Raw genomic sequence first — 22,468 nt, 5'->3', positions numbered from 1 at the left:
TGGGCGGTGCCGACAGCGCGCGCTCGCGCAAGCGCTCGACGCCGGGCAGCGTCCGCGCCGGGCATTGAGCCCGACACGGACGCAGCCGACTGAAGTCGGCGCACCCAGGCGGCGGCGCCCCCTGGGTGCGCCGGCTTTAGCCGGCCCGCCGTCCGCGCCGGGCATTGCGCCCGACGCGGACGCAGCCGACTGAAGTCGGCGCACCCGGAGCCGGCCGACTGAAGTCGGCGTACCCGGGGGCGGCACCGCAAAGCCTGACCCCGGACAAACGCCACGCTCGACGCTACTGTCACAATATCGCCGAATACTAATGTTCCACCCTAGCCGTACGAGGTGCGAATCATGGCCGGGCGAGCCGTTCGAGAATCCATCCAAGGGCAGCCGTTCAACGATGTGTTGAACGAGCTGCATGCACACACCTTCTCCGGATCACCCGGGGAGTCAGACCCCTTCACGCTGGCCGAACTGGAGCGCGAGTACATCGCCTACGCGCTCGCACTCTACTACCAGTGCGATCACTGCCAGGTCTACCACGGCAAGGTCATCGACCGGCTGCGGGCGGCGGCGGCGCTGGCGGACTGGCCCTGGCGCGGGGAGGTGCTCAAGACCGTGCTCTACCTGCGCACCAGCAAGGGCAGCGTGTCCGCGCCGGAATGGGCCGGCTGGCAGGAGTCCTGGCGGCGCTTCGCCGGGCGCATCCATCATCGTCATCCGGGGCTCGCCTGCGCGGTGGCCTACGCCGTTGGCATCTCTCGCGCCGACGAGACCCTGATGGACATGGCCTTCGAGTCGCTCAGGGACCGCTTCCCGGACCCGGCAACGCTGCTCGGCGTGGTGCGCGACATCGACCGGGTGGTGGTGTTCATGAAGGCGGCGACGTCGAAGAACCGCACCGACCCGATCCTGCGCCGGCAGCTCGGCACCTGCGGCGTGCGGGTCTGATCGGGGCCGCGGCAGCGGCGCAGTGCGGCGACGATTGATCTGCTGGACGGCAGGTGTTACACACGTGATCCACGTGAAAACACTGAGAAGCCGGCCATGCGCCAGAACATCACCCTCGCGCTGGATCAGGCCCTGATCGGCAAGCTCAAGAGCCTCGCCGCGGACCGGCAAACCTCCGTCCGTGGGCTACTGCGCGCCGAGCTCGAACGCCTCGTTGAGCGCAACGAGCGCTGCGAGCAGGCGCGCCGCAACGCCCTCGCCGACCTCGACGCGGGCTTCGACCTCGGCTTTCGTCCCGACGGGCGCGCCGCCGCGCGCGACGCGCTGCGTGACCGCGAAGCCCTTCGTTGACACCAACGTCGTGCTGTATGCCTACGATAGGCAGGCAGGGGAGCGGCGCGCGCGCGGCGGCGCTGCTGCGGGCACTGTGGCAGTTGCCGGCCAAGATCGTCAGCCATCAAGACAAACCCCTGTCTCATCCTCTTCAAACCCATAGGCCTCCCCATGACCGATTCACCCCCCGTCAAGGAACAGAGCGCCCAGGTCGCCGTGCTCGGCGGCGGCCCCGGCGGCTATACGGCGGCCTTCCGTGCCGCGGATTTGGGCCTGCGCGTGGTGCTCGTCGAGCGCTATCCGACCCTCGGCGGCGTCTGCCTCAACGTCGGCTGCATCCCGTCGAAGGCGCTGCTGCACACCGCCGCCATCATCGAAGAGGCCAAGACCATGGGCGCGATGGGCGTGACCTTCGCGCCGCCCGAGATCGACTTGGACAAGATGCGCGCCGGCAAGGACAAGGTGGTCAAGAAGCTCACGACCGGCCTCGCCGGCATGGCCAAGCAGCGCGGCGTGGAGGTGATTCAGGGCACCGGGCGCTTCGAGTCGCCGAACCGCTTGGGCGTCGACACACGCGAGGGCAAGGTGTCCGTGATCTTCGACCACTGCATCATCGCCGCGGGCTCGAGCCCGATCCGCATCCCGGGCTTTCCGCACGACGACCCGCGCGTGATGGACTCCACCGATGCGCTGGAGATCCAGGGCATCCCGGAGCGCATGCTGGTGGTGGGCGGCGGCATCATCGGGCTTGAGATGGCGAGCGTCTACGCGGCGCTCGGCAGCAGCATCGACGTCGTCGAATTCAAAGACCAGCTCATGCCCGGCGCCGACATCGACCTGGTGCGCGCGCTGCAGAAGGTCATCAAGCCGCGCTACAACAAGATCATGCTGGAGACCAAGGTCGCGCGCATGGAAGCGGCCGCCGACGGCATCAAGGTGGAATTCGAGGGCAAGTCCGCGGGCGAGGCCACTTACGACAAGGTACTCGTCGCCGTCGGCCGCCGCCCCAACGGCAAGCTCATCAACGCCGAGGCCGCCGGCGTCAAGGTGGACGAGCACGGCTTCATCAAGACCGACCAGCACATGCGCACCAACGTGCCGAACATCTACGCCATCGGCGACGTCGTCGGCGGCCCCATGCTGGCGCACAAGGCGACGCACGAGGGCAAGGTGGCCGCCGAGGTCATCGCCGGCGAGCCCGCGCTGTTCGACCCGCTCACCATCCCGTCCGTGGCCTACACGAACCCGGAAGTCGCCTGGATGGGTCTCACCGAGCACGAGGCAGCGGCCAAGGGCATCGCGGTGGAGAAGGGCGTCTTCCCCTGGGCCGCCAGCGGGCGCGCGCTCGGCATCCACCGCGAAGAGGGGCTCACCAAGCTCCTGTTCGACCCCGAGACCAAGCGCATCCTCGGCGCCGGCATCGTCGGCCCCAACGCCGGCGAGCTCATCGGCGAGACGGTGCTGGCCTTGGAGATGGGCGCCGACATGGAAGACATCGGCATGACCATCCACCCGCACCCGACGCTGAACGAGACCATCGGGCTCGCGGCGGAGATGGCGCATGGGTCGATTACGGACCTCCTGCCTCCCAAGAAGAGGGGCTAGGGGCTAGTGCAGCCGCGCAGATGTTCCGAGGCCGTCTCCGATCGTTGTCGTTGTCGTAATCGTCTGGCGCAGCGCTCGATAGCGACCACGACAACGACAACGAGAGGCAACCGGACTCGAGACTTCCGCAGCGAAGCACTAATGGCTAGTGGCTAGTGCCACCAGTGCGGAAGTTGTGAGGCCGTTCCCGGGTACGCCGACTTCAGTCGGCCCCCTGGGGAAGGCGGACTTCAGTCCGCAGTAGGCAGGTGCCGCCGGCCCGCGCCTATTGTTTCGGCGCAGCGATCTGCGCGCGCAGCCGCGCAAGCTCCGCTTCGGCCCGCCGGCGCGCGGCGGCCTCCGCCTCGGCGCGCTGCTCGGCCGCGGTCCAGCCAGGCAGCACGAAGCCGGCATATACCGGATCGGCACGCATGCGCTCCCAGTTCGGCCGCGCAATGAGGTCGCTCTGGCGGAACTGGAAGCCGGGCAGGACCCGCGAGCGGACCATGCCGTCGGTGACGGGCAGCGGCACATAGCGGCCGGAGGCGTCCCCAGAGACATCAAGGGTGTAGAAGGCTTGGTGCTCGCCGCGATGAGAAAGGATGTAGTACTCCGGCACGCCGCCCCTGGCGTACTCACCGCGCTTGGTCACGGTGTCGCGGCGAATGTCCTCGGGCCGCAGGTCGGACAGCGCCTCGATGCAGAGATCGAAGACGCCCGGATAGGAGGCCATCTCCGGGCGCAGGGGAGTCGGATTGTCCCGGCGCACGACACCCAAGTCCGGCCGGCGGATGACGGTCTTGTCCGTCAGCGCCAGGCGGAAGCCCATCTCCAGCACCACCCAGTCGGCAATGGGATGCACGTTCAAAAAGTGCTCCAGCAGGCCCATCAGCCACTTGTAGACGGCAATGGTCTCCCAACTGGACACGGACTTCTCCTCCAGGCGGCCGTCGTTCCATTCGTAGCAGATGTCCGCGGCGTGGTAATACGCCGCCCAGTAGTCCGCCTCCGAGACGCGGCGGCCGTCCTCGGAGCGGGACTCGACGGCGCCGTCGGCGCCTCGATAGGGCGGGTCTTGGACCGCCGCGGGCTCGGTCGCAGCGCTGCGGGTCATGGCGGTACACCAAGGCATCAGGCGATGCCGAAGAGGCTAGCACAATGGCTCACGCCGGATCACAGCGCCGGCCGCCAGGCAAGCACAGCCGCCACAGGTGGCGCACCACCGCGAGCCGGCGGTTGGCGCGCGCCAGGGCCTCGCGCTTGTCGCGGGCGTAGGCCGCGTCCACCAGGTTCTCCAGCACGAACAAGAGCCCGCCCTCCAGCCGCTCCCCCAGCGTGAAGCGGCGGGTGCGCGGGAACTGGTCCAGCAGCGGAATCAGCCACGCAAGCAGCTCGTGGCAGAGCTGCACGGCGGGCGGCACAGGGTTCTGGGCGGACATGGTGGTCCGCGATACGGTACTCGCCCTGGAGCTGGGCGACGACGTCGCGCACGGCACTGCGCTCCAGCGCCACATCGTTGGGCGAGGCGAGGAAGATGCGGTAGCGGTGCAGGCGCGCCGGGGTAGCGGCAGCGATGGCCGGCGGGTGGTCCGCTTGGGGCATGGGTGGGGTCCGTCCTGATGCTTGGGTCGGGTGCAAGCTTAGCGGTGCTTCGGCGCCCAAGGAAGCCAGGGGGCGCCAGGGCAGCACCGCGACCGGCCGGCACCGCTGCCATGGGAGCGTCGGCGCGAGCCCGCGCCGCCCTGGTGCCCGGGCTCTGCTCGGCACGAGACCGCAAGGATTTGCATTTGTCCCCGGTGGCGCGCGGTCGGCACAGCGGCCTACACTTGCAGCAACCGCAGCATCCGCTTCTGCATCCGCGCCATATCCGGAGCCCTGCGCATGTCCGCCACCGCCGAAGACCTCTATCACCGCTATCGCTTCAGCGTGGATGACTACCTGCGCATGGGCGAGGCCGGCATCCTCGGCGAGGAGGATCGGGTGGAGCTCATCGATGGGGAGATCCTCTCGATGCCGCCGATCGGCACTCCACACGCCGGCGCGGTCAAGCGCATCGCCAACTTGTTCGCCCGCCGGCTCGGCGAGCGTGTCGTCCTGTCCGTGCAGGACCCGATTCGCATCGGCGACTTCTCCCTGCCCCAACCGGACATCGCGCTGCTCCGCCCGCGCGAGGACTTCTACGCCAGCGCCTATCCGGCGCCCGACGACATCCTGCTGGTCGTGGAAGTTGCCGAATCCTCGGTGCGCTACGACCGCGACAAGAAGCTGCCGCTGTACGCCGCTGCCGGCATCGCGGAGTCCTGGCTCGTGGACATCCCGGCCCGCAAGCTCATGCTGTATCGCGAGCCGGCGGCGGACGGCTACCGAGCCGTCGCCGAGGCGGCCGATCTTGGGCGCGTAACGCCGGCGGCGCTGCCGGAGTGCGCCATCGACCTGCGCGGCCTGTTCGGCTGACGACGGCGGGCGGCATGTTGGACTTGGGCGGGCTGTTCGGCTGAGGCAGGCAGGGTCCAGGGGATTCACCGCTCTGGTGCCGAGGCTCTGCCTCGGCACCGCGTGCGCCGGCTCCGCCGGGAGTGCCCAAGCGGCAGAGCCGCCGACACGGCGTGCCGAGGCGGAGCCTCGGCACGAGCGTAGAAGAGGGGCTAGGGGCTAGGAGCTAGGGGCTAGGGGCTTGTGCGCGAGCCCGCGCCGCCGTGGTGCCTGGGCTCTGCTCGGCAGGAGACCGCAAGGGTTTGCACTTGTCCCCGGTGCCTGGCGCGCGGTCGGCACAGCGGCCTACACTTGCAGAGACCGCAGCATCCGCGTCTGCAACCGCGCCATACTCGGAGCCCTTCGCATGTCAGCCACCGCCGAAGACCTCTACCACCGCTACCGCTTCAGCGTGGATGAGTACCTGCGCATGGGCGAGACCGGCATCCTCAAGGAGGACGACCGGGTGGAGCTCATCGACGGGGAGATCATCGACATGCCGCCGATCGGGATTCCACACACGAGCGCCGTGAATCGCCTTGGGAACAAGCTCAAGGAGCAATTGGGCACGCGCGTCATCCTGTCGATGCAGAACCCGATCCGCATCGGTGACCTCTCCCTGCCGCAGCCCGACATCGCGCTGCTGCGCCCGCGCGATGACTTCTACGCCGCCGCTTATCCGACGCCCGCCGATATCCTGCTGCTGGTCGAGGTGGCCGAATCTTCCGTCCGCTACGACCGCGACAAGAAGCTGCCGCTGTACGCCGCCGCCGGCATCGCGGAGTCGTGGCTCGTGGACATCCCCGCCCGCAAGCTGATCCTTTACCGGGAGCCCGCGGCGGACGGCTATCGAGCCGTCGCCGAGGCCGGGGATCTCGCCCGCGTGACGCCGGCAGCGCTGCCGGACTGCGCCATCGACCTGCGCGGCCTGTTCGGCTGAAGACGACCCGAGCTTACGTTACGTGTCCGACAACGAAAAGCAACGAAAGGGACAACGAAACAAGGGAGCCCGGTCTCCCCCTCGACCCTCGGCCCTCGGCCCTTTTCCCTCTGCCACCTACTAATCTTTATAGTTTTCCCCAGGAGCCGCATCAGCACGTCGCGCAGCCCGGAGCCTCCAGATGTCAGCCACCGCCGAAGACCTCTACCACCGCTACCGCTTCAGTGTGGACGAGTACCTGCGCATGGGCGAAACCGACATCCTCACGGAGGACGACCGGGTCGAGCTCATCGACGGGGAGATCATCGACATGCCGCCGATTGGACTGCCGCATTCCGGCGCCGTGAACCGCGTCGCCAACCTGTTCGTGCGTCGGCTCGGCGAGAGAGTCGTTCTGTCCGTCCAAAACCCGATCCGCATCGGCGACTTTTCCCTGCCGCAGCCGGACATCGTGCTGCTGTGCCCGCGCGAGGACTTCTACGCCGACGCTTATCCGACGCCCGCCGATATCCTGCTGCTGGTCGAGGTGGCGGAGTCCTCGGTCCGCTACGACCGGGACAAGAAGCTGCCACTGTACGCCGCCGCCGGCATCGCTGAGTCGTGGCTCGTGGACATACCGGCCCGCAAGCTCACGCTGTATCGCGAGCCCGCGGCGGACGGCTACCGAGCCGTCGCCGAGGCCGCGGATCTTGGGGGCGTGACGCCGGCAGCGCTGCCGGGCTGCGCCATCGATCTGCGCGGCCTGTTCGGCTGACGACGGCCGGCAGTATGTTGCCGTGGGCCAGCCGCGACGCAGGGCATCCGGCGCCTGACACCGCGTTGAACCGCACCATCTTCATCCCGGCCGACCGGCGTCTGTTCCGCACGGGCGTCCCGCTGGACCCGACCCAACCCCTGCGCTTCACCGCAACGGGCCGGTGGCGCGACCTGCACCTCGGCGCCGACGCGGGCGGCATCGCCGAACCGAACGCTTTTCAGCGGCTCTTCGCCCGCTTCAAGCGTATCCCCCAGGCCCGCTACATGGCGCTGATCGGCTGCGTCGACGGGGATCTCGCAACCGCCTTCGTCATCGGCACGGGCTTGCCGATGTGGGCGTCGCCCCGCGCCGGCGAGCTGTGCTGCTTCGCCAACGATGTCCCGGGGTTCTATTGGAACAACTCGGGTTGGGTCAGCCTCACCATCGGCGCGCCCTGAGCGCGGTACGGCCCGCGCCGCTGGGGCATGCCTAAGGCGATTTCTGTCAAAAAACATACCGCCTGGCTTGTCTTTTCGCCCGCCTTCTGCGTCGCGGCAGCGGGTGCATAGTTCGACTATGCACCCGCTGCCGCTCCTTGAAGGCAGACGAAAATCCTGCGCCATTCGGTACGTTTTTTTCCGGCAATCGCCTAACCCCTCGGCTGGCCCTTGCCGGATGTCGCCGCGCTCGCCGCCGCCAGCGTCCGGCGCAGATCCGCTTCCATCTGCGTCAGCTCCGCGGTGGCCGCGGCACGGGCGCGCTTGCCCTCGTCGGCAATGGCCAAGCTTTCTTCGATGGTCGCGATGAGCGCCTGGTTGGCCTGCTTGACCGTCTCGATGTCGAACACGCCGCGCTCGATCTGCTTGCGCGCCTCGGCATTGGCCGTTTTCAGGTTCTCGGCGTTGGCGCGCAGCAGCTCGTTGGTGAGGTCGGTCGCGGCGCGCACGGTCTCGGCTGCCCGGCCGGAGCGATAGATCGTAATCGCCTGCGCGAGCTGCTGGCGCCACAGCGGCACGGTGTTGACCAAGGTCGAGTTGATCTTGTTGATCAGCCCCTTGTCGTTCTCCTGCACCAGCCGGATGCTCGGCAGCGCCTGCATGGCCACCTGCCGGGTCAGGCGCAGGTCATGCACGCGGCGCTCCAGGTCGTCGCGGGCGGCGCGCAGATCGCGCAGATTCTGCGCCTGCACCATGTCGGTCGCCTGCTCGACCTCGGCGGCCAGCGCGGGGATGGTCTCGCGGTCCAGCTCCGCAAGCTTGGCGTCGCCGGCGGCGATGTAGTGCTCCAGCTCGCGGAAGAAGGCCAGGTTCGCGTCGTAGAGCCGGTCCAGGCTGGTCACGTCCGTCAGCAGCCGGGTCTTGTGCCGGTCTAGGTCGATGGTGATGCGCTCGATGTGGTCGCGCACCCCCTCGTACTCCTGCAAGAACTTCACAATGGGCTTGCCGGCACCGCCGAACAGCCGGCCCAGAAAGCCCTTCTTCGCGTTCGGGTCCAGCGCGTCCACGTCGAAGCCCCGGAGCGTGCCCACCATCTGGCTCAGCGTCGCACCGGCGGCGCCGGTGTCCTTGCTGCGCACGCCCTCCAGCATTTGGTCGGACACCTCGGTCAGTTGCTGCTGGGCGCCGACGCCGAAGTGCATGATGGAGCTTGCGTCCGTCAGGTCCAGCTCCGCCAGCAGCGCCTTGATGTGCTGCTGCTCCGCCGGCGGCGCGTCGGCCAGCGCGACGATGTCCCGGCCGGGCTCGCTCGCGGCGGGCACGGCGAGATCAGCCGATGTCGAAGACCTGTCATTCATTGCTCGCATCCCCGGGGCAGCGTCGTGAAACCGCCGGCAATTGTCCCACAACGCCCGGCCCGAGGCGCCGCCGCAACCGCCGCCGTCGGCGCACGGAGCGATAGACCTCGGCGCGCTCCGGGCGGCTCGGCACCAGCCGCCGTAGCTGGCCGCGGCACGGGCACAAGCAGCGGGCGAAGACCATGAGCCGGACCTGAGCCGGGCCGGCCGCAGCACCGGACAGCCCCGTCGGGAAGCGCCGAGGTTCCCTGTCGCGCGGCGTAGTGCTAGGGTCGGATACCCCACAGACCACCGTCAGGTACGCAGATGCCGCACTCATCGAGCCAGGTTCTGCGCAGTGCCGCAACGGCTTCGCCCGCCGCCCGCCGCCGCACGCACGCCGCGCAGACAGCAGGGTTGTTGGTGTCTGGACTGCTCTCGGCGCTGCTGTCCTTGCTGCCCGCAACGATGGCCACCGCTGCCGGCGACGCAGACTTCGACGACGCCGCAATCGCGCAGATCGACTATCCGGACTGGTTCAAGGACAGCTTTCTCGACCTGCCGGACGACGCCGCGATGGCTGCCGAGGCCGGCAAGCAGGGCTTGTTTCTGTTCTTCAGCACCCAGGGCTGCTCCTACTGCCACCTCTTCATCCAGACGAGCCTGCAGGACCCGGCCATCGCCGCCCGGCTGCAGGCGCATTTCGACACCCTCGGGCTTGAGATCTTCTCGGATGCCGAGCTCGTGGACTTTTCCGGCGAGACCACGCGGGTCAAGACCTTCGCGCTGGCCGAAGGCGTTCAGTTTGCCCCGACCCTGTTGTTCTACGACACCGAAGGCCAAGCGCTGCTCAAGCTCACCGGCTACTACGAGCCGGCGCGCTTCGCCGCCGCGCTGGAGTATCTCATCGGCGGCCACCACGCCGAGATGTCGCTGCGGGACTACCTGGCGCAGCAGGACGCCGCCGAGGCCGGCACCGACACAGGCACTTGGACGCTACCCGCGGACGCGCTGTTCGAGCCGCCGCCGCACATGCTCGCCCGCGACCGGATGCCCGCCGAGCGCCCGCTGCTGGTGCTGTTCGAAGGCAAGGACTGCCCGCGCTGCCCGCGCTTCCATGCCGAGGTGCTCGGCGACGCCGAGCTCCGCGAGCAGCTCGACGGCTTCGATGTGGTGCGCCTCAATGCCGGCGACACCAAGACCCCGGTGCTCACCCCGGCGGGCGAGCGCACCAGCCCCGCGGACTGGTACGCCGCGCTCGGCTTCAGCGAGCTGCCGGCGCTGGTGTTCTTCAGCGAGGACGGCCGCCAGGTCCTCGCCACCGACGCGCTGGTGCTCGCAAGCCGCATGCAGAACAGCATCGGCTTCGTCACCGAGCGCGCCTACGAGCGCGGTTGGACCTACCAGCGCTATGCCCGCACCCAGGCCATCGAGCGCGGGCAGGCCGAGGTCCCCTAATCTCCGCCGCGTCCGACCTCCGCCGGCGCCCGCCACGGCAACCCGAAGGCCGCGGCGACGGCCGGATGCGTCAGCTCCCCGGCCAGCACGTTCGCCGCCGTGCCGAGCACGGGATGCGCCACCGCGGCGGCGATGCCGTCGCGCTCCACCAGCCCCGCCAGCAGCTCCACGTAGGGCTTGGTGGCGTTGGTGAGCGCGAACGTCGCCGTGCGCGGCACCGCGCCCGGCATGTTCGCGACGCAGTAGTGCACGACGCCGTCCACCACATAGGTCGGCTCCGCGTGCGTCGTCGGGCGGCTGGTCTCGAAGCAGCCGCCCTGGTCGATGGCCACGTCCACCAGCACCGGGCCGTCGTCGTGCATCAGGCCTAAGTCCGTACGGCGGAGCAGCGTCGGCGCGCGAGCGCCGTTCACGAGCACGGCGCCGATGACGAGATCCGCCGTCGGCAGCCGGTCGCGGATCGCGTGCGCGCTGCTCGCCAGCGTCGTGACATTCGCCGGCAGGATGTCCGCGAGGTGGCGCAGTCGCTCCAGGTCGATGTCGAGCACCACGACGTTCGCCCCGAGCCCGGCCGCCATACGCGCCGCCTCCGTGCCGACGCTGCCGCCGCCGAGCACCAGCACGTTGGCGGGTGCCACGCCCGGCACACCGCCGAGCAGCACGCCGCGCCCGCCCACCTGCGCGCCCAGGTGCCAGGCCCCCGCCTGCACCGCAAGGCGGCCCGCCACCTCGCTCATCGGCGCCAGCAGCGGCAGCCGGCCCTGCACCGTCAACGTCTCGTAGGCAAAGCAATGCGCGCCGCTCGCCAGCAGCGCATCGGTGAGACCCCGGCTCGCGGCGAGATGCAAATAAGTGAACAGCACCTGCCCCGGGCGCAGCAGCGGATACTCCGCCGGCAGCGGCTCCTTCACCTTCACGATCAGCCCCGCCGTGCCCCACACCGCCTCGGCAGCCTCGACCAGCTCCGCCCCCGCGTCCGCAAACCCCGCATCCGCGATGCCGGCGCCGAGCCCCGCCCCCGCCTGCACCAGCACCCGATGCCCCGCCGCGACCAGGTCATGCACCAGCGCCGGCACCGCGGCGACGCGCCGCTCCTGCGCCTTGATCTCAGTGGGGAAGCCGATGATCATCGTGGTCTCCTGCGAGCGGATTGGCGGGTCAGCGAGAATGCGGACGATACACCGCCGAGCGCGGCGCAACTGAACGGCTATGCCGAGGCCCTGCGGGCCTTGGCCGAGGCGGACTGAGCCCATGCACATGCCAACGCCGATCCAGCTTCCGGCCGAGTCCGCCGCTCTGCCGCGGGCCATTCCGCCGACCGCCGCGTGGGGCAAGGCGGTGCCTTTATCGCTGCATCGCGACGATTTCGCCAGGCTGCGGCGGCTGCTGGCCCGCCCCGGCCGGTTCGCGCTGGTCATCGCGCAATGCGGGGTCGCCGGCTATCGCGACGCCTTGATCGATGCCGCGTCTGCCGCCGCGTCCACGGAGCCGCCGGCGCGCTGGCAGCTCGCCGACCGGCCCGACCCGGACGCCGTGCCGGGGCAGCTCGCCGAGCATGCCGCCGGCGCCGGCGCCCTGCACCTGCTCGGCCTCGACCGCTGGCCCGGCGAAGATCTGCATCGGCTCTGGCGGAATCTCAACGTGCGGCGCGAGCGACTCGCCGCCGAGCTGCGGCTGCCGGTGGTGCTCTGGCTCGACGAGGCGCAGATTCGGCAGCTCGCGGACCAAGCGCCCGACCTTTGGACCTGGCGCGCGGCAGTGCTGGATTTCACCCCTCCGGGCACAACGGGCGGCGAGGCCATCTGGTCCGAGCCCGACGAGCCGACGCTGCTCGACCGGGAGCACGCCCGCGAGCGCCTGCGCCAGCTCGATGCCTACCTCGCCCGCCAGCCGGACGCCGAGGCCGAGCCGGACCTGCTGCTGGAGGCCGCGAACCGCCTAGCCGCGCTCGGCGAGGCGGCTGCCGCGCGCCGGCGCGCGGAGCAGGCCTTGCGCGGCTTCCGCGCCCGGGGCAACGGCGGCGGCGCCGCGCTGGCGCTGATGGAGCTGGCCCGGGCGCGTCGCACAAATGGCCGGGTGGACGAGGCCGCGGCGCTGCTGCGTGAGGCGCTGAGCGCCGCGGAGAGCGCTTTTGGCCATGACCATCCCACGACCGCGCAAGCATTGGCGGATCTTGCGCAAGCACTTGAAGAAACCGGATATCTCGCCGAGGCCGAGCCACTGCTGCGGCGCGCGCTGGCCATCGACGAGCGCGTTTTCGGTCCGCGGCATCCGCGCGTCGCTCGGCACCTTGATCAGCTTGCCCGGGTTCTGCACGTCGCCGGGCGGATTGCCGAATCACTGGCCGCCCTGGACCGGGCCGTAGCGATACTCGTCGCCGCAGCACGTGAATCGGACGACGTCAGTCTGAAACAGCAGATGGCGGGGATTTATTCCAACCGCGGCCTTGCCCACGCTGACATCGGCGCGCTGGACGTCGCCATCACCGACTACGACGCGGCCATCAAACTCGGCGAGACACTGTGCAGCGCCCTCGGCGCCCACTGGCCGCCGGCAATGCAGAACGCCCTGGCCACGGTCTACTCCAACCGCGGCAATGCCCACGCCGACCGCGGCGCGCTGGACGCCGCTACCGCCGACTACGACGCCGCCATCAGGCTCGGCGAGACGTTGCGCACCGCCCTCGGCGCCCAGTGGCCGCAGGAGATGCAGAACGACCTGGCAGGCATCTACACCAACCGCGGCGCTGCCCACGCCGACCGCGGGGCGCCGGACGCCGCCATCGCCGACTACGACGCCGCCATCACGCTCCGCGAGACGCTGCGCACCGCCCTCGGCGCGCAGTGGCCGCCGGCGATGCAAAACGACCTAGGCGCCGTCTACTCCAACCGCGGCCTTGCCTACGCCGACCGAGGCGCGCTAGACGCCGCCATCGCCGACTACGACGCCGCCATCGGGCTCGGCGAGGCGCTGCTCACCACCCTCGGCGCGCAGTGGCCGCCGGCGATGCAGCATCACTTGGCTGTGGCATACATGAACCGGGGCATCGCGCACGGCAACGCCGGCCGCCACGATGACGCGCTGGCGGACTTCGAGCACGCCGTCGCCATCTCACGCTCCCTGGTGGCCGCCCATCCGGACATACCCGCCTGGCGCGACACGCTGGCGCGGGCACAGCAGAACCTCGCCCAAGCGCGCCGGCTCGCCGCGGGCGACGCGGGCGAGTGAGCCGGGCGCAGCTCGCCACCGCGCCTATGGTGTCGGCATCCCGCCCCGGTCTCCCGCCCTTGCCCAATCGCCCCGGCATGCTTTAATCGCGCAACAGCGCCCCGCTCCGAGACCGCCATGCCCAGGCTTGCCGAGATCGCCCACGTCAGCGCCGACGACTACCTCGCCGGCGAGGACCGAGCCGGTGTGAAGCACGAGTATGTGGACGGATTGGTCTATGCGATGGCGGGCGCCGATGAGGCGCACGTGACCGTAGCCGGCAACGTCTTTGCGCTGCTGCGCGCCCACCTGCGCGGCGGCCCCTGCCGGGTCTACATCGCGGACATGAAACTCTGCGTGCAGCAAGCCAACGTCTATTTTTACCCCGATGTCTTCGTGACCTGCGACGCGGCGGATGCCGAACGGCGACAGGCCAAGGAGGCCGCTCGGGTGGTCATCGAGGTGCTGTCCGACAGCACGGAGGGCTTCGACCGCGGCGAGAAGTTCGAGCACTACCGGCTGCTGCCGACGCTCGCGGAGTACGTGCTCATCGACCCGCGGCGACGCTCGGTGGAGGTCTTCTCGCGCCAGGAGGACGGCTGGCTGCTGCGGCCGGCGCCGGCAGACGGCGCGCTGGTCATCGCATCGCTGGACTTCTCCTGCAGCATGGAGGCGGTCTACGAGGACGTGGTGCCGGAGTCCGAGCCGGCAACCGGGGCGGCGCGCTGAGCGCCCGCGGCGCTGGCGATCGACTTGGGCAGGACGCCTGCGCGGACAACGCAGAACCATCACTGCCGACAGCCGACCCAGCACAGACGCCCATGCCGCGCGGCCCGCTCCTCGTCCTCGCCTCCGGCATCTTCGCGCTGGTGCTCACCATGGGCGTGGCGCGCTTCGCCTACACGCCCATGCTGGCCTACATGCAGGCGCAGACCGGCATGGGCGACGCGCTCGCGGGCTGGCTCGCGGGCTGGAATTATCTGGGCTATCTCACCGGCGTGCTGCTGGTGACGCAGCTCAAGAACCTGCTGCTGAAGGACCGGCTGTATCGCATCGGCCTCGTGCTGGCGGTGCTGACCACGGGCATGATGGCGCTCGGCGAGTCGCCGCTCTTGTGGGGGGCGAGCCGCTATCTGGCCGGGCTCAGCTCCGCCGCCGGGCTCATGCTCGGCTCCGGGCTGATCCTGAACTGGCTCCTGCGCCACGGCCATCGCGCCGAGCTGGGGCTGCACTTCAGCGGGCTCGGGCTCGGCATCGTGCTCGGGGCGCTCTTGGTGGAGCTGGCCGCGCCGGTGCTGGACTGGCAGCAGCAATGGTGGCTGCTCACCGCCGCCGGCGCGCTGCTCATCCTGCCCGCCTGGCGCTGGCTGCCGCGGCCGGACGTCGGGCCGCCGCTCGCACCGCACCACGCCGACCCCGCCAACGAGCCCGCGCCGCTCTGGCTCTGGCTGCTGCAAGGGGCGTATCTGTGCGCCGGCTTCGGCTACGCCATCAACGCCACCTTCACGGTGCTGATTACCGAGCAGCAGCCCGCGCTCGCCGGGCAAGGCGGCCTGATGTGGCTCCTGGTCGGGCTCGCGGCGGCGCCGGCGCCCATCCTGTGGGATCGTATCGCGCGCCGCCTGGGCTACCCGCGGGCGCTGGCCATTGCCTACCTGATGCAGATCGTCGGCATCCTGCTGCCGGTGCTGAGCGGCTCGCTGACGGCCGCCATCGCCAGCTCGCTCTTGTTCGGCGTCACCTTTATCGGCATCGTGTCGCTGGTGCTGACCATGGTCGGGCTGCGCTGGCCGGCGCATCCGGCGCAGATCATGGCCCGGCTCACGCTCGGCTACGGCGTCGCGCAGATCATCGCGCCGGTGGTGGCCGGCGAGCTCGCCGAGCGCACCGGCACCTTCGACGCCGCGCTGGTCATGGTCGCCGCGATCATGGCGGTCGGCCTCCTCTGCCTGCTCGCGATGGGCGCGGTGCGTGCCGAGCGCGCGCGCGCCTGACCGCGCCCGCCCGACGGGGTACACTCAGCGCTGGATTTCGACGCAGCCGCGCGGCGGCCACAACGCCCATGGACAACACAGCACCCCCGCAGACCCCCTTCGTCGGCCGCCAGGCCGAGCTTGCAACCCTGCAACAGGCCTGGGACCGGGCCGCCGCCGGCGCGCCGCAATTCCTGGTCTGGACCGCCGACACCGGCTTGGGCAAGACCCGGCTGGTGCAGGCCTTCTATGCATGGCTGAGCACCCAGCGCGACGCCCGGGAGCCGGAGGGCTATTGGCCGGACCAGCTCACCCGCGAGGGTCGCACCCTGCTGGTGAACCCGGAGCTGGCCGGATTCGGGCGGCTCGCGGCGGACCCGCCGCCGAGGGCGCCCTGGCTGTGGTGGGGCATCGGGTTCGGCAATGCCGCCTACGACAAGGGCCGCCGCAGCAGCGAGTGCGGGCTGACCGCCCAACTCGGCGACCTGGAGCCGCATCTGCGCGCCCTCGAGCGCCGTCTGGCGCATCTGCGCGAGACCCGCGGCATGGGCCTGCCGCTGGCCGACAGCCTGCTCGGGCTCGGCGCCGCCGTCGGTGAGCTGCTGGCGCTGACTGTCGTGCCCGGCGGCGCCCTGCTCGCCAAGGCCCCGGCGCTGCTCGACCTCGGTCAGCGGGCGCTCAGCGCCAACCGCGTCGACACGCCCTTCCGCGGCTTTACCGAGGAACGCGCGGCACTTCAGGACGACGCCGTCGCACGGCTGCTGACGCTGTTCCGGCTGGTGCTGAGCCGCGGCATGCCCGCTGCCGACGGCACCCAGCACCCCATCCCCTGCGCGCTGATCCTCGACGACGCCCAATGGGCGGACCTGGACACGCTGCGCTTCGTCGAGGCCCTCTACCGCGACGCGCTCCGCCACGGCTGGCCGCTCTTGGTGCTCTGCACCCACTGGCAGCAGGAATGGAACACCCAGCTCGCCGAGGCCCGCACCCCCAACCCCGGCACCGAGCCGCGCTCCATCGCCGACGTCTGCGAGCGCCTCGCCGCCGGCCGCGGGTACGGCGGTGCCGGCTGCTGCCAGGTGCAGCGGCTCGCCCCGCTGCCGGACCCGGACCTGCGCCCGGTGATCGCCGCCGCGCTGCCCGGTGTCACCGATGCCCAGGCCGCGGCGCTGCTTGCGCGCGTCGGCGGCAACCCCGGCTTTCTGGTGGACCTGATCGGCTATGCGCTCACCGAGCCGGCCCTGTTCGCCACCGGCGACCCCAGCGGCCCGCTCACCGCCGACGGCTTTGCCGACCTGCAACAGACCGCCGAGCTGGACCACCAGGACCTGATCCGCAAGCGCTTCCGCGAGCTGACGCCCGAACTGAAACAGACGCTCGCGCTCGCGAGTTACCAGGGCGCGCGCTTTCTGGATGACCTGCTGCTCGCGGCCGCCGCGGGCATCGACCCTGCCCCCTGCAACCAGGAGACGCTGGACCGGGCCGAGCACCCCCACGCCATCATCGAGCGCACCCCGGCGTCTGCCGACCCCGCCGCCGCCTACATGGCCAGCGAGTTCCGCCAGCGCGCCTGGTACGAGGTCGCCCACCGGCAGCTCGACAAGCCCCAGCACCGCGGCCACCAGCGCGCCTTCGCCGACCGCTTGCGCCGGGTGCTCACCGACTGGCGCGCGGCCGGCCGGCTCGAAGCCCTGGCCCCGCGCGACCGCGCCCTGGCCCTGAACCTGCTCGCCGCCGAGCTGGAGCGAGTGCTCGCCGCCCCCCCCGACGACACCCCGGCGCGCGCCCTGCTCGGCGCCGTGCTCGCCGACCTGGTGCAACTGCACCAGGCCGCCGGCGAGCCGCGCCAGGCCGCCGCGGCCGCCGGGCAACTGGCGCGGTGGATGCCGCCCGACGGCTGGCCGGCGGACTGGGTGGACCTGAACGCACAGTTCTCGGCCGCCGTCGCAGCGGCGGAGTTCAGCGCCGCCCAGGACGCGCTGACCCTCTACGGCTCCGTCATCGCCGGCTTCGAGGCCGCCGGCTATCGCACCGGGCCACCGGCGCGGCAGAACGACCTGGCAACGGTCTACTCCAACCGCGGCATTGCCCACCGGGGCCGCGGCGCGCCGGACGCCGCCATCGCCGACTACGACGCGGCTATCGGGTTCATGGAGACGCTGCGCACCGCCCTCGGCGCCCAGTGGGCGCCGGCGATGCAGAACGACCTGGCAACGGTCTACTCCAACCGCGGCATTGCCCACGCCGACCACGGCGCGCCGGACGCCGCCATCGCCGACTTCGACGCCGCCATCGCGCTCCGCGAGGCGCTGCGCACCGCCCTCGGCGCCCAGTGGGCGCCGGCGATGCAGAACGACCTGGCAACGGTCTACTCCAACCGCGGCATTGCCCACGCCGACCACGGCGCGCCGGACGCCGCCATCGCCGACTTCGACGCGGCCATCGGGCTCCGCGAGGCGCTGCGCAACGCCCTCGGCGCCCAGTGGGCGCCGGCGATGCAGAACGACCTGGCAGCGGTCTACACCAACCGCGGCAATGCCCACGCCGGCCGCGGCGCGCCGGACGCCGCCATCGCCGACTACGACGCCGCCATCAAGCTCCGCGAGGCGCTGCGCACCGCCCTCGGCGCCCAGTGGCCGCCGGCAATGCAGAACGACCTGGCAACGGCCTACTCCAACCGCGGCATTGCCCACGCCGGCCGCGGCGCGTCGGACGCTGCCATCGCCGACTACGACGCCGCCATCGCGCTCCGCGAGACGCTGCGCACCGCCCTCGGCGCGCAGTGGCCGCCGGCGATGCAGAACGCCCTGGCAACGGTCTACTCCAACCGCGGCGCTGCCCACGCCGACCGCGGCGCGCCGGACGCCGCCATCGCCGACTACGACGCCGCCATCGGGTTCATGGAGACGCTGCGCACCGCCCTCGGCGCGCAGTGGCCGCCGGCGATGCAGAACGACTTAGGCCGCGTCTACACCAACCGCGGCAATGCCCACGCCGGCCGCGGCGCGCCGGACGCCGCCATCGCCGACTACGACGCCGCCATCGGATTCATGGAGACGCTGCGCACCGCCCTCGGCGCGCAGTGGCCGCCGGGGATGCAGAACGACCTGGCAACGGTCTACTCCAACCGCGGCGCTGCCCACGTCGACCGCGGCGCGCTGGACGCCGCCATCGCCGACTACGACGCGGCCATCGGGCTCGGCGAGGCGCTGCGCACCGCCCTCGGCGCGCAGTGGCCGCCGGCGATGCAGAACGACCTGGCGTCGGTTTGCTTCAACCGAGGTCTCGCGCACGGCAACGCCGGCCGGCACGATGCCGCGGCGGCTGACTTCGAGCGCGCCGTCGCCATCGCACGCCCCGTGGTGGCCGCCCATCCGGACATCCCGGCCTGGCGCGACACGCTGGCGCGGGCGGAGCAGAACCTCGCCCTCGCGCGCCGGCTCGCGGCGGGCGATGTGGGCGAGCCGGGTTCGGGTGGATGACTCGCGACACCGCGGGAGCGGTGTCACGAGCGCAACGCCGACCAAGCCGTCGTGGACCTGGATAAACCGCGGGGCGACTGCCTGAATCCGGCCCACCCTCGCGGGCGCCACAAGGCGCGCGTGTTCGCCGCCGCGGTCGGCGTCTCGGTCCCATCAGGGCACGGGAGGCGGCTTGGATGCGGACGGTATTCGAGGGGGCTGCGCGGGAGCAACCCGCGGTAGCCGGGCGCGCCGACGGGCACGGTCGGCGCTATCACTTAGACTTGGCACGTAGACTTGAACATCATCGGGCCGAGGGGCGCGGCGCAGGTCCGTACCCCCGTGGATCATGCGTACCGGCGAGACGGTGCCTCGGCTCACAAGGCCCGCAGCGGCGGGTTTCAAACGCGCCCCGGTTCGATCCCACCTCATCCCATCGTAGAGTACCGACATGAATGCAGCGACCATCACCAGTGCAGGTCAGGTCACAATTCCTCAGGAGATCCGCCAACAACTCGGGATACGGGCGGGCAGCCAGGTCGAGTTCATGGTTGTTGCGGACCATGTGGAAATGCGCGTCGTCGCCCCGCCTGCCAAGGTCGTCGGCAGTGGGTTCGGGCTGCTCAAGTCGTCGCGCACCGCGGTTCCGACGGACCTAGATGTCGCCTCCCTGTTCCGCGCTGGGCACGATGAATGATTGGCCTCGATACGAACATCCTCGCCCGCTATTACATCGACGACGACGCGGACGCCGAGGCCGGTAAACAAAGGGCCGTCGCGCAACAACTGATCGACAGCGGTGCCTTGCTCGCGGTATGCAAAACAGTATTGCTCGAGCTCGAATGGGTCATGCGCGGCTATTACGGTTTCGAACGCGCCGAAGTCGCGCTGGTCTATCGCCACCTGCTCGCTATGGAGACGGTCGAGATCGAGGATCGCGTCGCGGTCGAGCGGGCACTCGGGCACTACATCGCTGGTCTCGACTTCGCAGATGCGCTGCACCATGCGAGCTACCATGACTGCGAATCCATGGCGACCTAGGATCAAGCTCGACGAGAATCTACCCGCGGCGTTGCTGTCCGCCCTGTCGGCGCTCGGCCACGAGGCAGACACGGTGCAGCGGGAGGGACTGACAGGCCACCCTGACCCGGAGGTCTGGCTCGCGGCATAGCGCGAGGGACGGTTCTTCATCACCCAGGACCTCGACCTCTCCGACTTGCGCCGCTACCAGCCCGGCACCCACGCCGGCCTGATGCTCGTCCGGTTGAGCAAGCCCGGTCGTCTTGCCCTGACAGGTCGCATTGTGCAGGTGCTCGGCTCTGCGGATCCCAACGACTGGTCCGGCTGCTTCGTCGTGGTGACCGACGTCAAACTGCGCGTACATCGGGCCGCCAGGTCGTGACTCGCGACACCGCTCCGCGGTGTCGCGCATCTGGCGGCGCTCCGCGCCGCGGTGCCGGGGGGACCGGCGCGGCGGGTGCGACCCGGTGCGCGGGGCGCGGAGCGCCCTGCCATGCGTGACACCGCGGGAGCGGTGTCACGAGCGCAACAGGGTCACCGGTCGTCGTCCCCCGCCTGGTCCCAGGCATCGCGCTCGCGTTCCAGCGCGGCGTCGATGTCTGCCTTGGAGCGCGCGGGATGGGCGCCGCCCCCGGCGGGCCTGTCGAGCCAGTCCCAGGCGCTTGGACCGGATGGCGCCGAGCCGCCGGCGAGCCGCTCGTAGGCTTCGACGCTCATCACCACGTAGCGGACCCGGTTCTGCTTGACGACCTGCACGGGGCCGTCGCGCAGCAGCTCGTCCACCGCCGAGATGCCGCGGCGCTTGATCTCCTGGGCGGGTATCGAGTTCATCGTGATCGACCGTACAACGGTACTGAAAAAGATACCGCAAGCGTAGCACGGGCGCCGGTTAACCCAGCCCCCGCGGGCCCTGCGACATCCTGACGGAATCCTCCACGGTGCGCCGTTGACGGCGGTCTGGCGCGCACCCGTGCGCGTTGGACCGCACTGGCCCGCACCCGAAAAAGGCTGATTTCCAAGCTGCTCCCAGGGCCCGGCCCGGCGAGACCCACACCGACCCGACGGTACCGTGATGCGCGGCCATCAGGTGCAGGCCCAGCGCATCGGCCAGGACGACCTCTCGGAGCTCGCCTATCCACACAGGGTAGGCCCGCTTCGGTCTGCCCACACGCCGATGTTGCCCAGGCGAACGGCAACGGCGTCGCGCCAGAGAACACGATGAACGCAAAGACCCTGCTGATCGGCCGGGATGCCGCGGACTGGAAGGTGATCTCGCCGCTGATCGATGCCGGTGAGATGCCGAATCTCGCGGGCCTGGTCGAGCAAGGGGTCATGGGCAATCTGGCGACCCTGTATCCGATGCTCTCGCCGATGCTCTGGACCAGCATCGCCACGGCCAAGCGTGCCCATAAGCACGGCATTCATGGCTTCTCGGAGCCCGATCCGGCCTCCGGCGGGGCGCGGCCCATTACCAACCTGGGCCGCAAGACCAAGGCGATGTGACTCGCGACACCGCTCCGCGGTGTCGCGCATCCGGCGGCGCTCCGCGCCGCGGTGCCGGGGGGACCGGCGCGGCGGGTGCGGCCCGGTGCTCGGGGCGCGGAGCGCCCGGCCATGCGTGACACCGCGGGAGCGGTGTCACGAGCGCAAGCCATGGCGACCTTCGACGATCGCAGATTCGCGCGCCGGGCGGGCAAGCTGGGGCTGCAACCAACCGTTCGGCTTGCGCGATAACCGCAGTGCGTAGTCCAATGCTCGCCCCTGCTGCTACGCCGGCAAACGCCTGGAGTCAATTCGATGTCCGAGTCCACCGACCACCGACCACCGACCACCGACCCCTATGCCGGCGAACGCTACGACCCGACGCTGGCACATTGCACGACCCTGTCCCTGCATTTCAACGGCACAACGCTTGAGATGCGCGGCGGATCGGCGACTTTCACCTATTCGGCGGTATCGGGGCGTCCGGATGCACACGGGCACTTCGATTACAGCGCCGCACGACAGCGCTTGTCGGGCGCAGGTCCGATTCCGGAGGGCGGGTACTGGATTCGACCGGATGAGCTGTGGGAGAACGCGTGGTATAGGCGCGCATCGACCGCCGGCTGGGGAAACTACCGCATCACGATCCACCCATTTACCACCACCGCGACCTTCGGCCGTGGCGGCTTCTTCATTCACGGCGGGACTACCCGCGGCAGCGCCGGATGCATCGACTTGACCTCGGACATGGACCGTTTTGCCGCGGACCTGGTCCGCGAGGCCGGCACCCGTGCCTGCCAGATACACGTCACGGTTGACTATCCGTGAACAAGCGATTCTTGACACGGGCGCTGCTCGGGCTCGGCCTGGCCATCCTGGCCGCCGCGGCCTACGTCAACTACATCAATCTGGCAGAGGCCTTCGGAGCGGGGCCGCCGCATTACGGGCGGACGACAAACATGGACAAATGGGCCGATCCGATCCCGTTCCTGCTCGCAGTCGATGCCGCCGCCGTCGCCGTCCTGGTCGTGCTCGGCGCGCTGCTTCGGCGGCTCCGGCGGGGTTGAGGCAGGTTGCTGCGCGCCG

Annotated in this window: 24 protein-coding genes; 19 read left to right on the top strand and 5 right to left on the bottom strand. The window is 70.3% G+C overall.

Translation table 11 applies throughout. The annotated features are described in order from the left end of the window. The first annotated feature begins 342 nt into the window (after positions 1-342). The 3 genes from ML01_RS12325 (at position 343) to lpdA (ending at position 2,880) form a co-directional block, all read left to right on the top strand. Positions 343-942 carry a hypothetical protein gene (locus ML01_RS12325; protein WP_058555700.1) on the top strand — a complete coding sequence of 200 codons (600 nt, stop codon included), beginning with the start codon at positions 343-345 and terminating at the stop codon, positions 940-942. 96 nt (positions 943-1,038) lie between these two features. Continuing rightward, positions 1,039-1,293, top strand: coding sequence for a hypothetical protein (locus ML01_RS12320; protein ID WP_058555699.1), 255 nt, complete (start codon positions 1,039-1,041; stop codon positions 1,291-1,293). A 153-nt stretch (positions 1,294-1,446) separates the two neighbouring features. Beyond that, positions 1,447-2,880, top strand: coding sequence for a dihydrolipoyl dehydrogenase (gene lpdA, locus ML01_RS12315; RefSeq protein ID WP_058555698.1), 1,434 nt, complete (start codon positions 1,447-1,449; stop codon positions 2,878-2,880). Between the two features lie 265 nt (positions 2,881-3,145). Here the strand turns inward: lpdA and ML01_RS12310 are convergent, their stop codons facing one another. Then, positions 3,146-3,973 (bottom strand): Uma2 family endonuclease, encoded by an 828-nt coding sequence (locus ML01_RS12310; RefSeq protein WP_058555697.1) that lies wholly within the window; start codon positions 3,971-3,973, stop codon positions 3,146-3,148. A 49-nt stretch (positions 3,974-4,022) separates the two neighbouring features. After that, entirely contained in the window at positions 4,023-4,298 is a 276-nt protein-coding gene (locus ML01_RS28695) for a four helix bundle protein (protein WP_058555696.1), read from the bottom strand. A 442-nt stretch (positions 4,299-4,740) separates the two neighbouring features. On the opposite strand from ML01_RS28695, the gene ML01_RS12295 reads away from it, so the two are divergent. From ML01_RS12295 to ML01_RS12280, 4 genes are all read left to right on the top strand, one after another. Beyond that, complete coding sequence (locus ML01_RS12295) at positions 4,741-5,313, top strand: Uma2 family endonuclease (protein WP_058555694.1); 573 nt, start codon at positions 4,741-4,743, stop codon at positions 5,311-5,313. Positions 5,314-5,698: 385 nt separating this feature from the next. After that, the gene (locus tag ML01_RS12290) at positions 5,699-6,271 is read left to right on the top strand and encodes a Uma2 family endonuclease (protein WP_058555693.1); all 573 of its coding nucleotides are present in this window, start codon (positions 5,699-5,701) and stop codon (positions 6,269-6,271) included. A 181-nt stretch (positions 6,272-6,452) separates the two neighbouring features. Then, entirely contained in the window at positions 6,453-7,025 is a 573-nt protein-coding gene (locus tag ML01_RS12285; protein ID WP_058555692.1) for a Uma2 family endonuclease, read from the top strand. Between the two features lie 65 nt (positions 7,026-7,090). Further along, positions 7,091-7,465 carry a hypothetical protein gene (locus ML01_RS12280; RefSeq protein ID WP_156427687.1) on the top strand — a complete coding sequence of 125 codons (375 nt, stop codon included), beginning with the start codon at positions 7,091-7,093 and terminating at the stop codon, positions 7,463-7,465. A 191-nt stretch (positions 7,466-7,656) separates the two neighbouring features. Here ML01_RS12280 and ML01_RS12275 read toward each other — a convergent pair whose 3' ends face one another. Continuing rightward, the gene (locus tag ML01_RS12275) at positions 7,657-8,802 is read right to left on the bottom strand and encodes a toxic anion resistance protein (protein WP_058555690.1); all 1,146 of its coding nucleotides are present in this window, start codon (positions 8,800-8,802) and stop codon (positions 7,657-7,659) included. Between the two features lie 402 nt (positions 8,803-9,204). On the opposite strand from ML01_RS12275, the gene ML01_RS12270 reads away from it, so the two are divergent. Then, positions 9,205-10,239 carry a thioredoxin fold domain-containing protein gene (locus ML01_RS12270; protein WP_162268013.1) on the top strand — a complete coding sequence of 345 codons (1,035 nt, stop codon included), beginning with the start codon at positions 9,205-9,207 and terminating at the stop codon, positions 10,237-10,239. Here ML01_RS12270 and ald read toward each other — a convergent pair. Continuing rightward, complete coding sequence (gene ald, locus ML01_RS12265; RefSeq protein WP_058555688.1) at positions 10,236-11,369, bottom strand: alanine dehydrogenase; 1,134 nt, start codon at positions 11,367-11,369, stop codon at positions 10,236-10,238. The two genes, ML01_RS12270 and ald, sit on opposite strands and share 4 nt — an antisense overlap. A gap of 121 nt (positions 11,370-11,490) precedes the next feature. On the opposite strand from ald, the gene ML01_RS12260 reads away from it, so the two are divergent. From ML01_RS12260 to ML01_RS29960, 8 genes are all read left to right on the top strand, one after another. Then, positions 11,491-13,467 carry a tetratricopeptide repeat protein gene (locus tag ML01_RS12260; RefSeq protein WP_058555687.1) on the top strand — a complete coding sequence of 659 codons (1,977 nt, stop codon included), beginning with the start codon at positions 11,491-11,493 and terminating at the stop codon, positions 13,465-13,467. A 117-nt stretch (positions 13,468-13,584) separates the two neighbouring features. Then, a complete protein-coding gene (locus ML01_RS12255; RefSeq protein ID WP_058555686.1) occupies positions 13,585-14,175 on the top strand; it encodes a Uma2 family endonuclease in 591 nt (196 codons plus the stop codon). A 92-nt stretch (positions 14,176-14,267) separates the two neighbouring features. Further along, positions 14,268-15,440 (top strand): YbfB/YjiJ family MFS transporter, encoded by a 1,173-nt coding sequence (locus ML01_RS12250; protein ID WP_058555685.1) that lies wholly within the window; start codon positions 14,268-14,270, stop codon positions 15,438-15,440. Between the two features lie 68 nt (positions 15,441-15,508). Next, entirely contained in the window at positions 15,509-18,901 is a 3,393-nt protein-coding gene (locus ML01_RS12245) for an AAA family ATPase (protein WP_058555684.1), read from the top strand. A 430-nt stretch (positions 18,902-19,331) separates the two neighbouring features. Continuing rightward, entirely contained in the window at positions 19,332-19,577 is a 246-nt protein-coding gene (locus tag ML01_RS12240; protein ID WP_058555683.1) for an AbrB/MazE/SpoVT family DNA-binding domain-containing protein, read from the top strand. Next, a complete protein-coding gene (locus ML01_RS12235) occupies positions 19,574-19,921 on the top strand; it encodes a type II toxin-antitoxin system VapC family toxin (RefSeq protein ID WP_058555682.1) in 348 nt (115 codons plus the stop codon). The genes ML01_RS12240 and ML01_RS12235 overlap by 4 nt, the downstream gene beginning before the upstream one ends. Next, entirely contained in the window at positions 19,896-20,051 is a 156-nt protein-coding gene (locus ML01_RS29965; RefSeq protein WP_173865170.1) for a DUF5615 family PIN-like protein, read from the top strand. The genes ML01_RS12235 and ML01_RS29965 overlap by 26 nt, the downstream gene beginning before the upstream one ends. 45 nt (positions 20,052-20,096) lie before the next feature. Continuing rightward, positions 20,097-20,282 (top strand): hypothetical protein, encoded by a 186-nt coding sequence (locus tag ML01_RS29960; RefSeq protein ID WP_173865169.1) that lies wholly within the window; start codon positions 20,097-20,099, stop codon positions 20,280-20,282. A gap of 152 nt (positions 20,283-20,434) precedes the next feature. Here the strand turns inward: ML01_RS29960 and ML01_RS12225 are convergent, their stop codons facing one another. Beyond that, positions 20,435-20,731 carry a type II toxin-antitoxin system Phd/YefM family antitoxin gene (locus ML01_RS12225; protein WP_058555680.1) on the bottom strand — a complete coding sequence of 99 codons (297 nt, stop codon included), beginning with the start codon at positions 20,729-20,731 and terminating at the stop codon, positions 20,435-20,437. 387 nt (positions 20,732-21,118) lie between these two features. Here ML01_RS12225 and ML01_RS12220 point away from each other — a divergent pair, with 387 nt between their 5' ends. The 3 genes from ML01_RS12220 to ML01_RS12210 all read left to right on the top strand — a co-directional run bounded on the left by ML01_RS12220 (position 21,119) and on the right by ML01_RS12210 (position 22,449). Continuing rightward, positions 21,119-21,403, top strand: a complete 285-nt coding sequence (locus ML01_RS12220; RefSeq protein WP_058555679.1) for an alkaline phosphatase family protein — start codon at positions 21,119-21,121, stop codon at positions 21,401-21,403. 294 nt (positions 21,404-21,697) lie between these two features. Next, positions 21,698-22,210, top strand: coding sequence for a tlde1 domain-containing protein (locus ML01_RS27245; protein WP_216819167.1), 513 nt, complete (start codon positions 21,698-21,700; stop codon positions 22,208-22,210). Beyond that, the gene (locus tag ML01_RS12210; RefSeq protein ID WP_058555678.1) at positions 22,207-22,449 is read left to right on the top strand and encodes a hypothetical protein; all 243 of its coding nucleotides are present in this window, start codon (positions 22,207-22,209) and stop codon (positions 22,447-22,449) included. Before ML01_RS27245 ends, ML01_RS12210 begins: the two co-directional genes overlap by 4 nt. The last annotated feature ends 19 nt before the right edge of the window (positions 22,450-22,468 follow it).

The organism is Thiohalocapsa sp. ML1, assembly GCF_001469165.1.
Taxonomy (GTDB): Bacteria; Pseudomonadota; Gammaproteobacteria; order Chromatiales; family Chromatiaceae; genus Thiohalocapsa.
The sequence above is the reverse complement of the archived record's forward strand: the minus strand, read 5'-3'. Positions and strand labels throughout refer to the sequence as shown.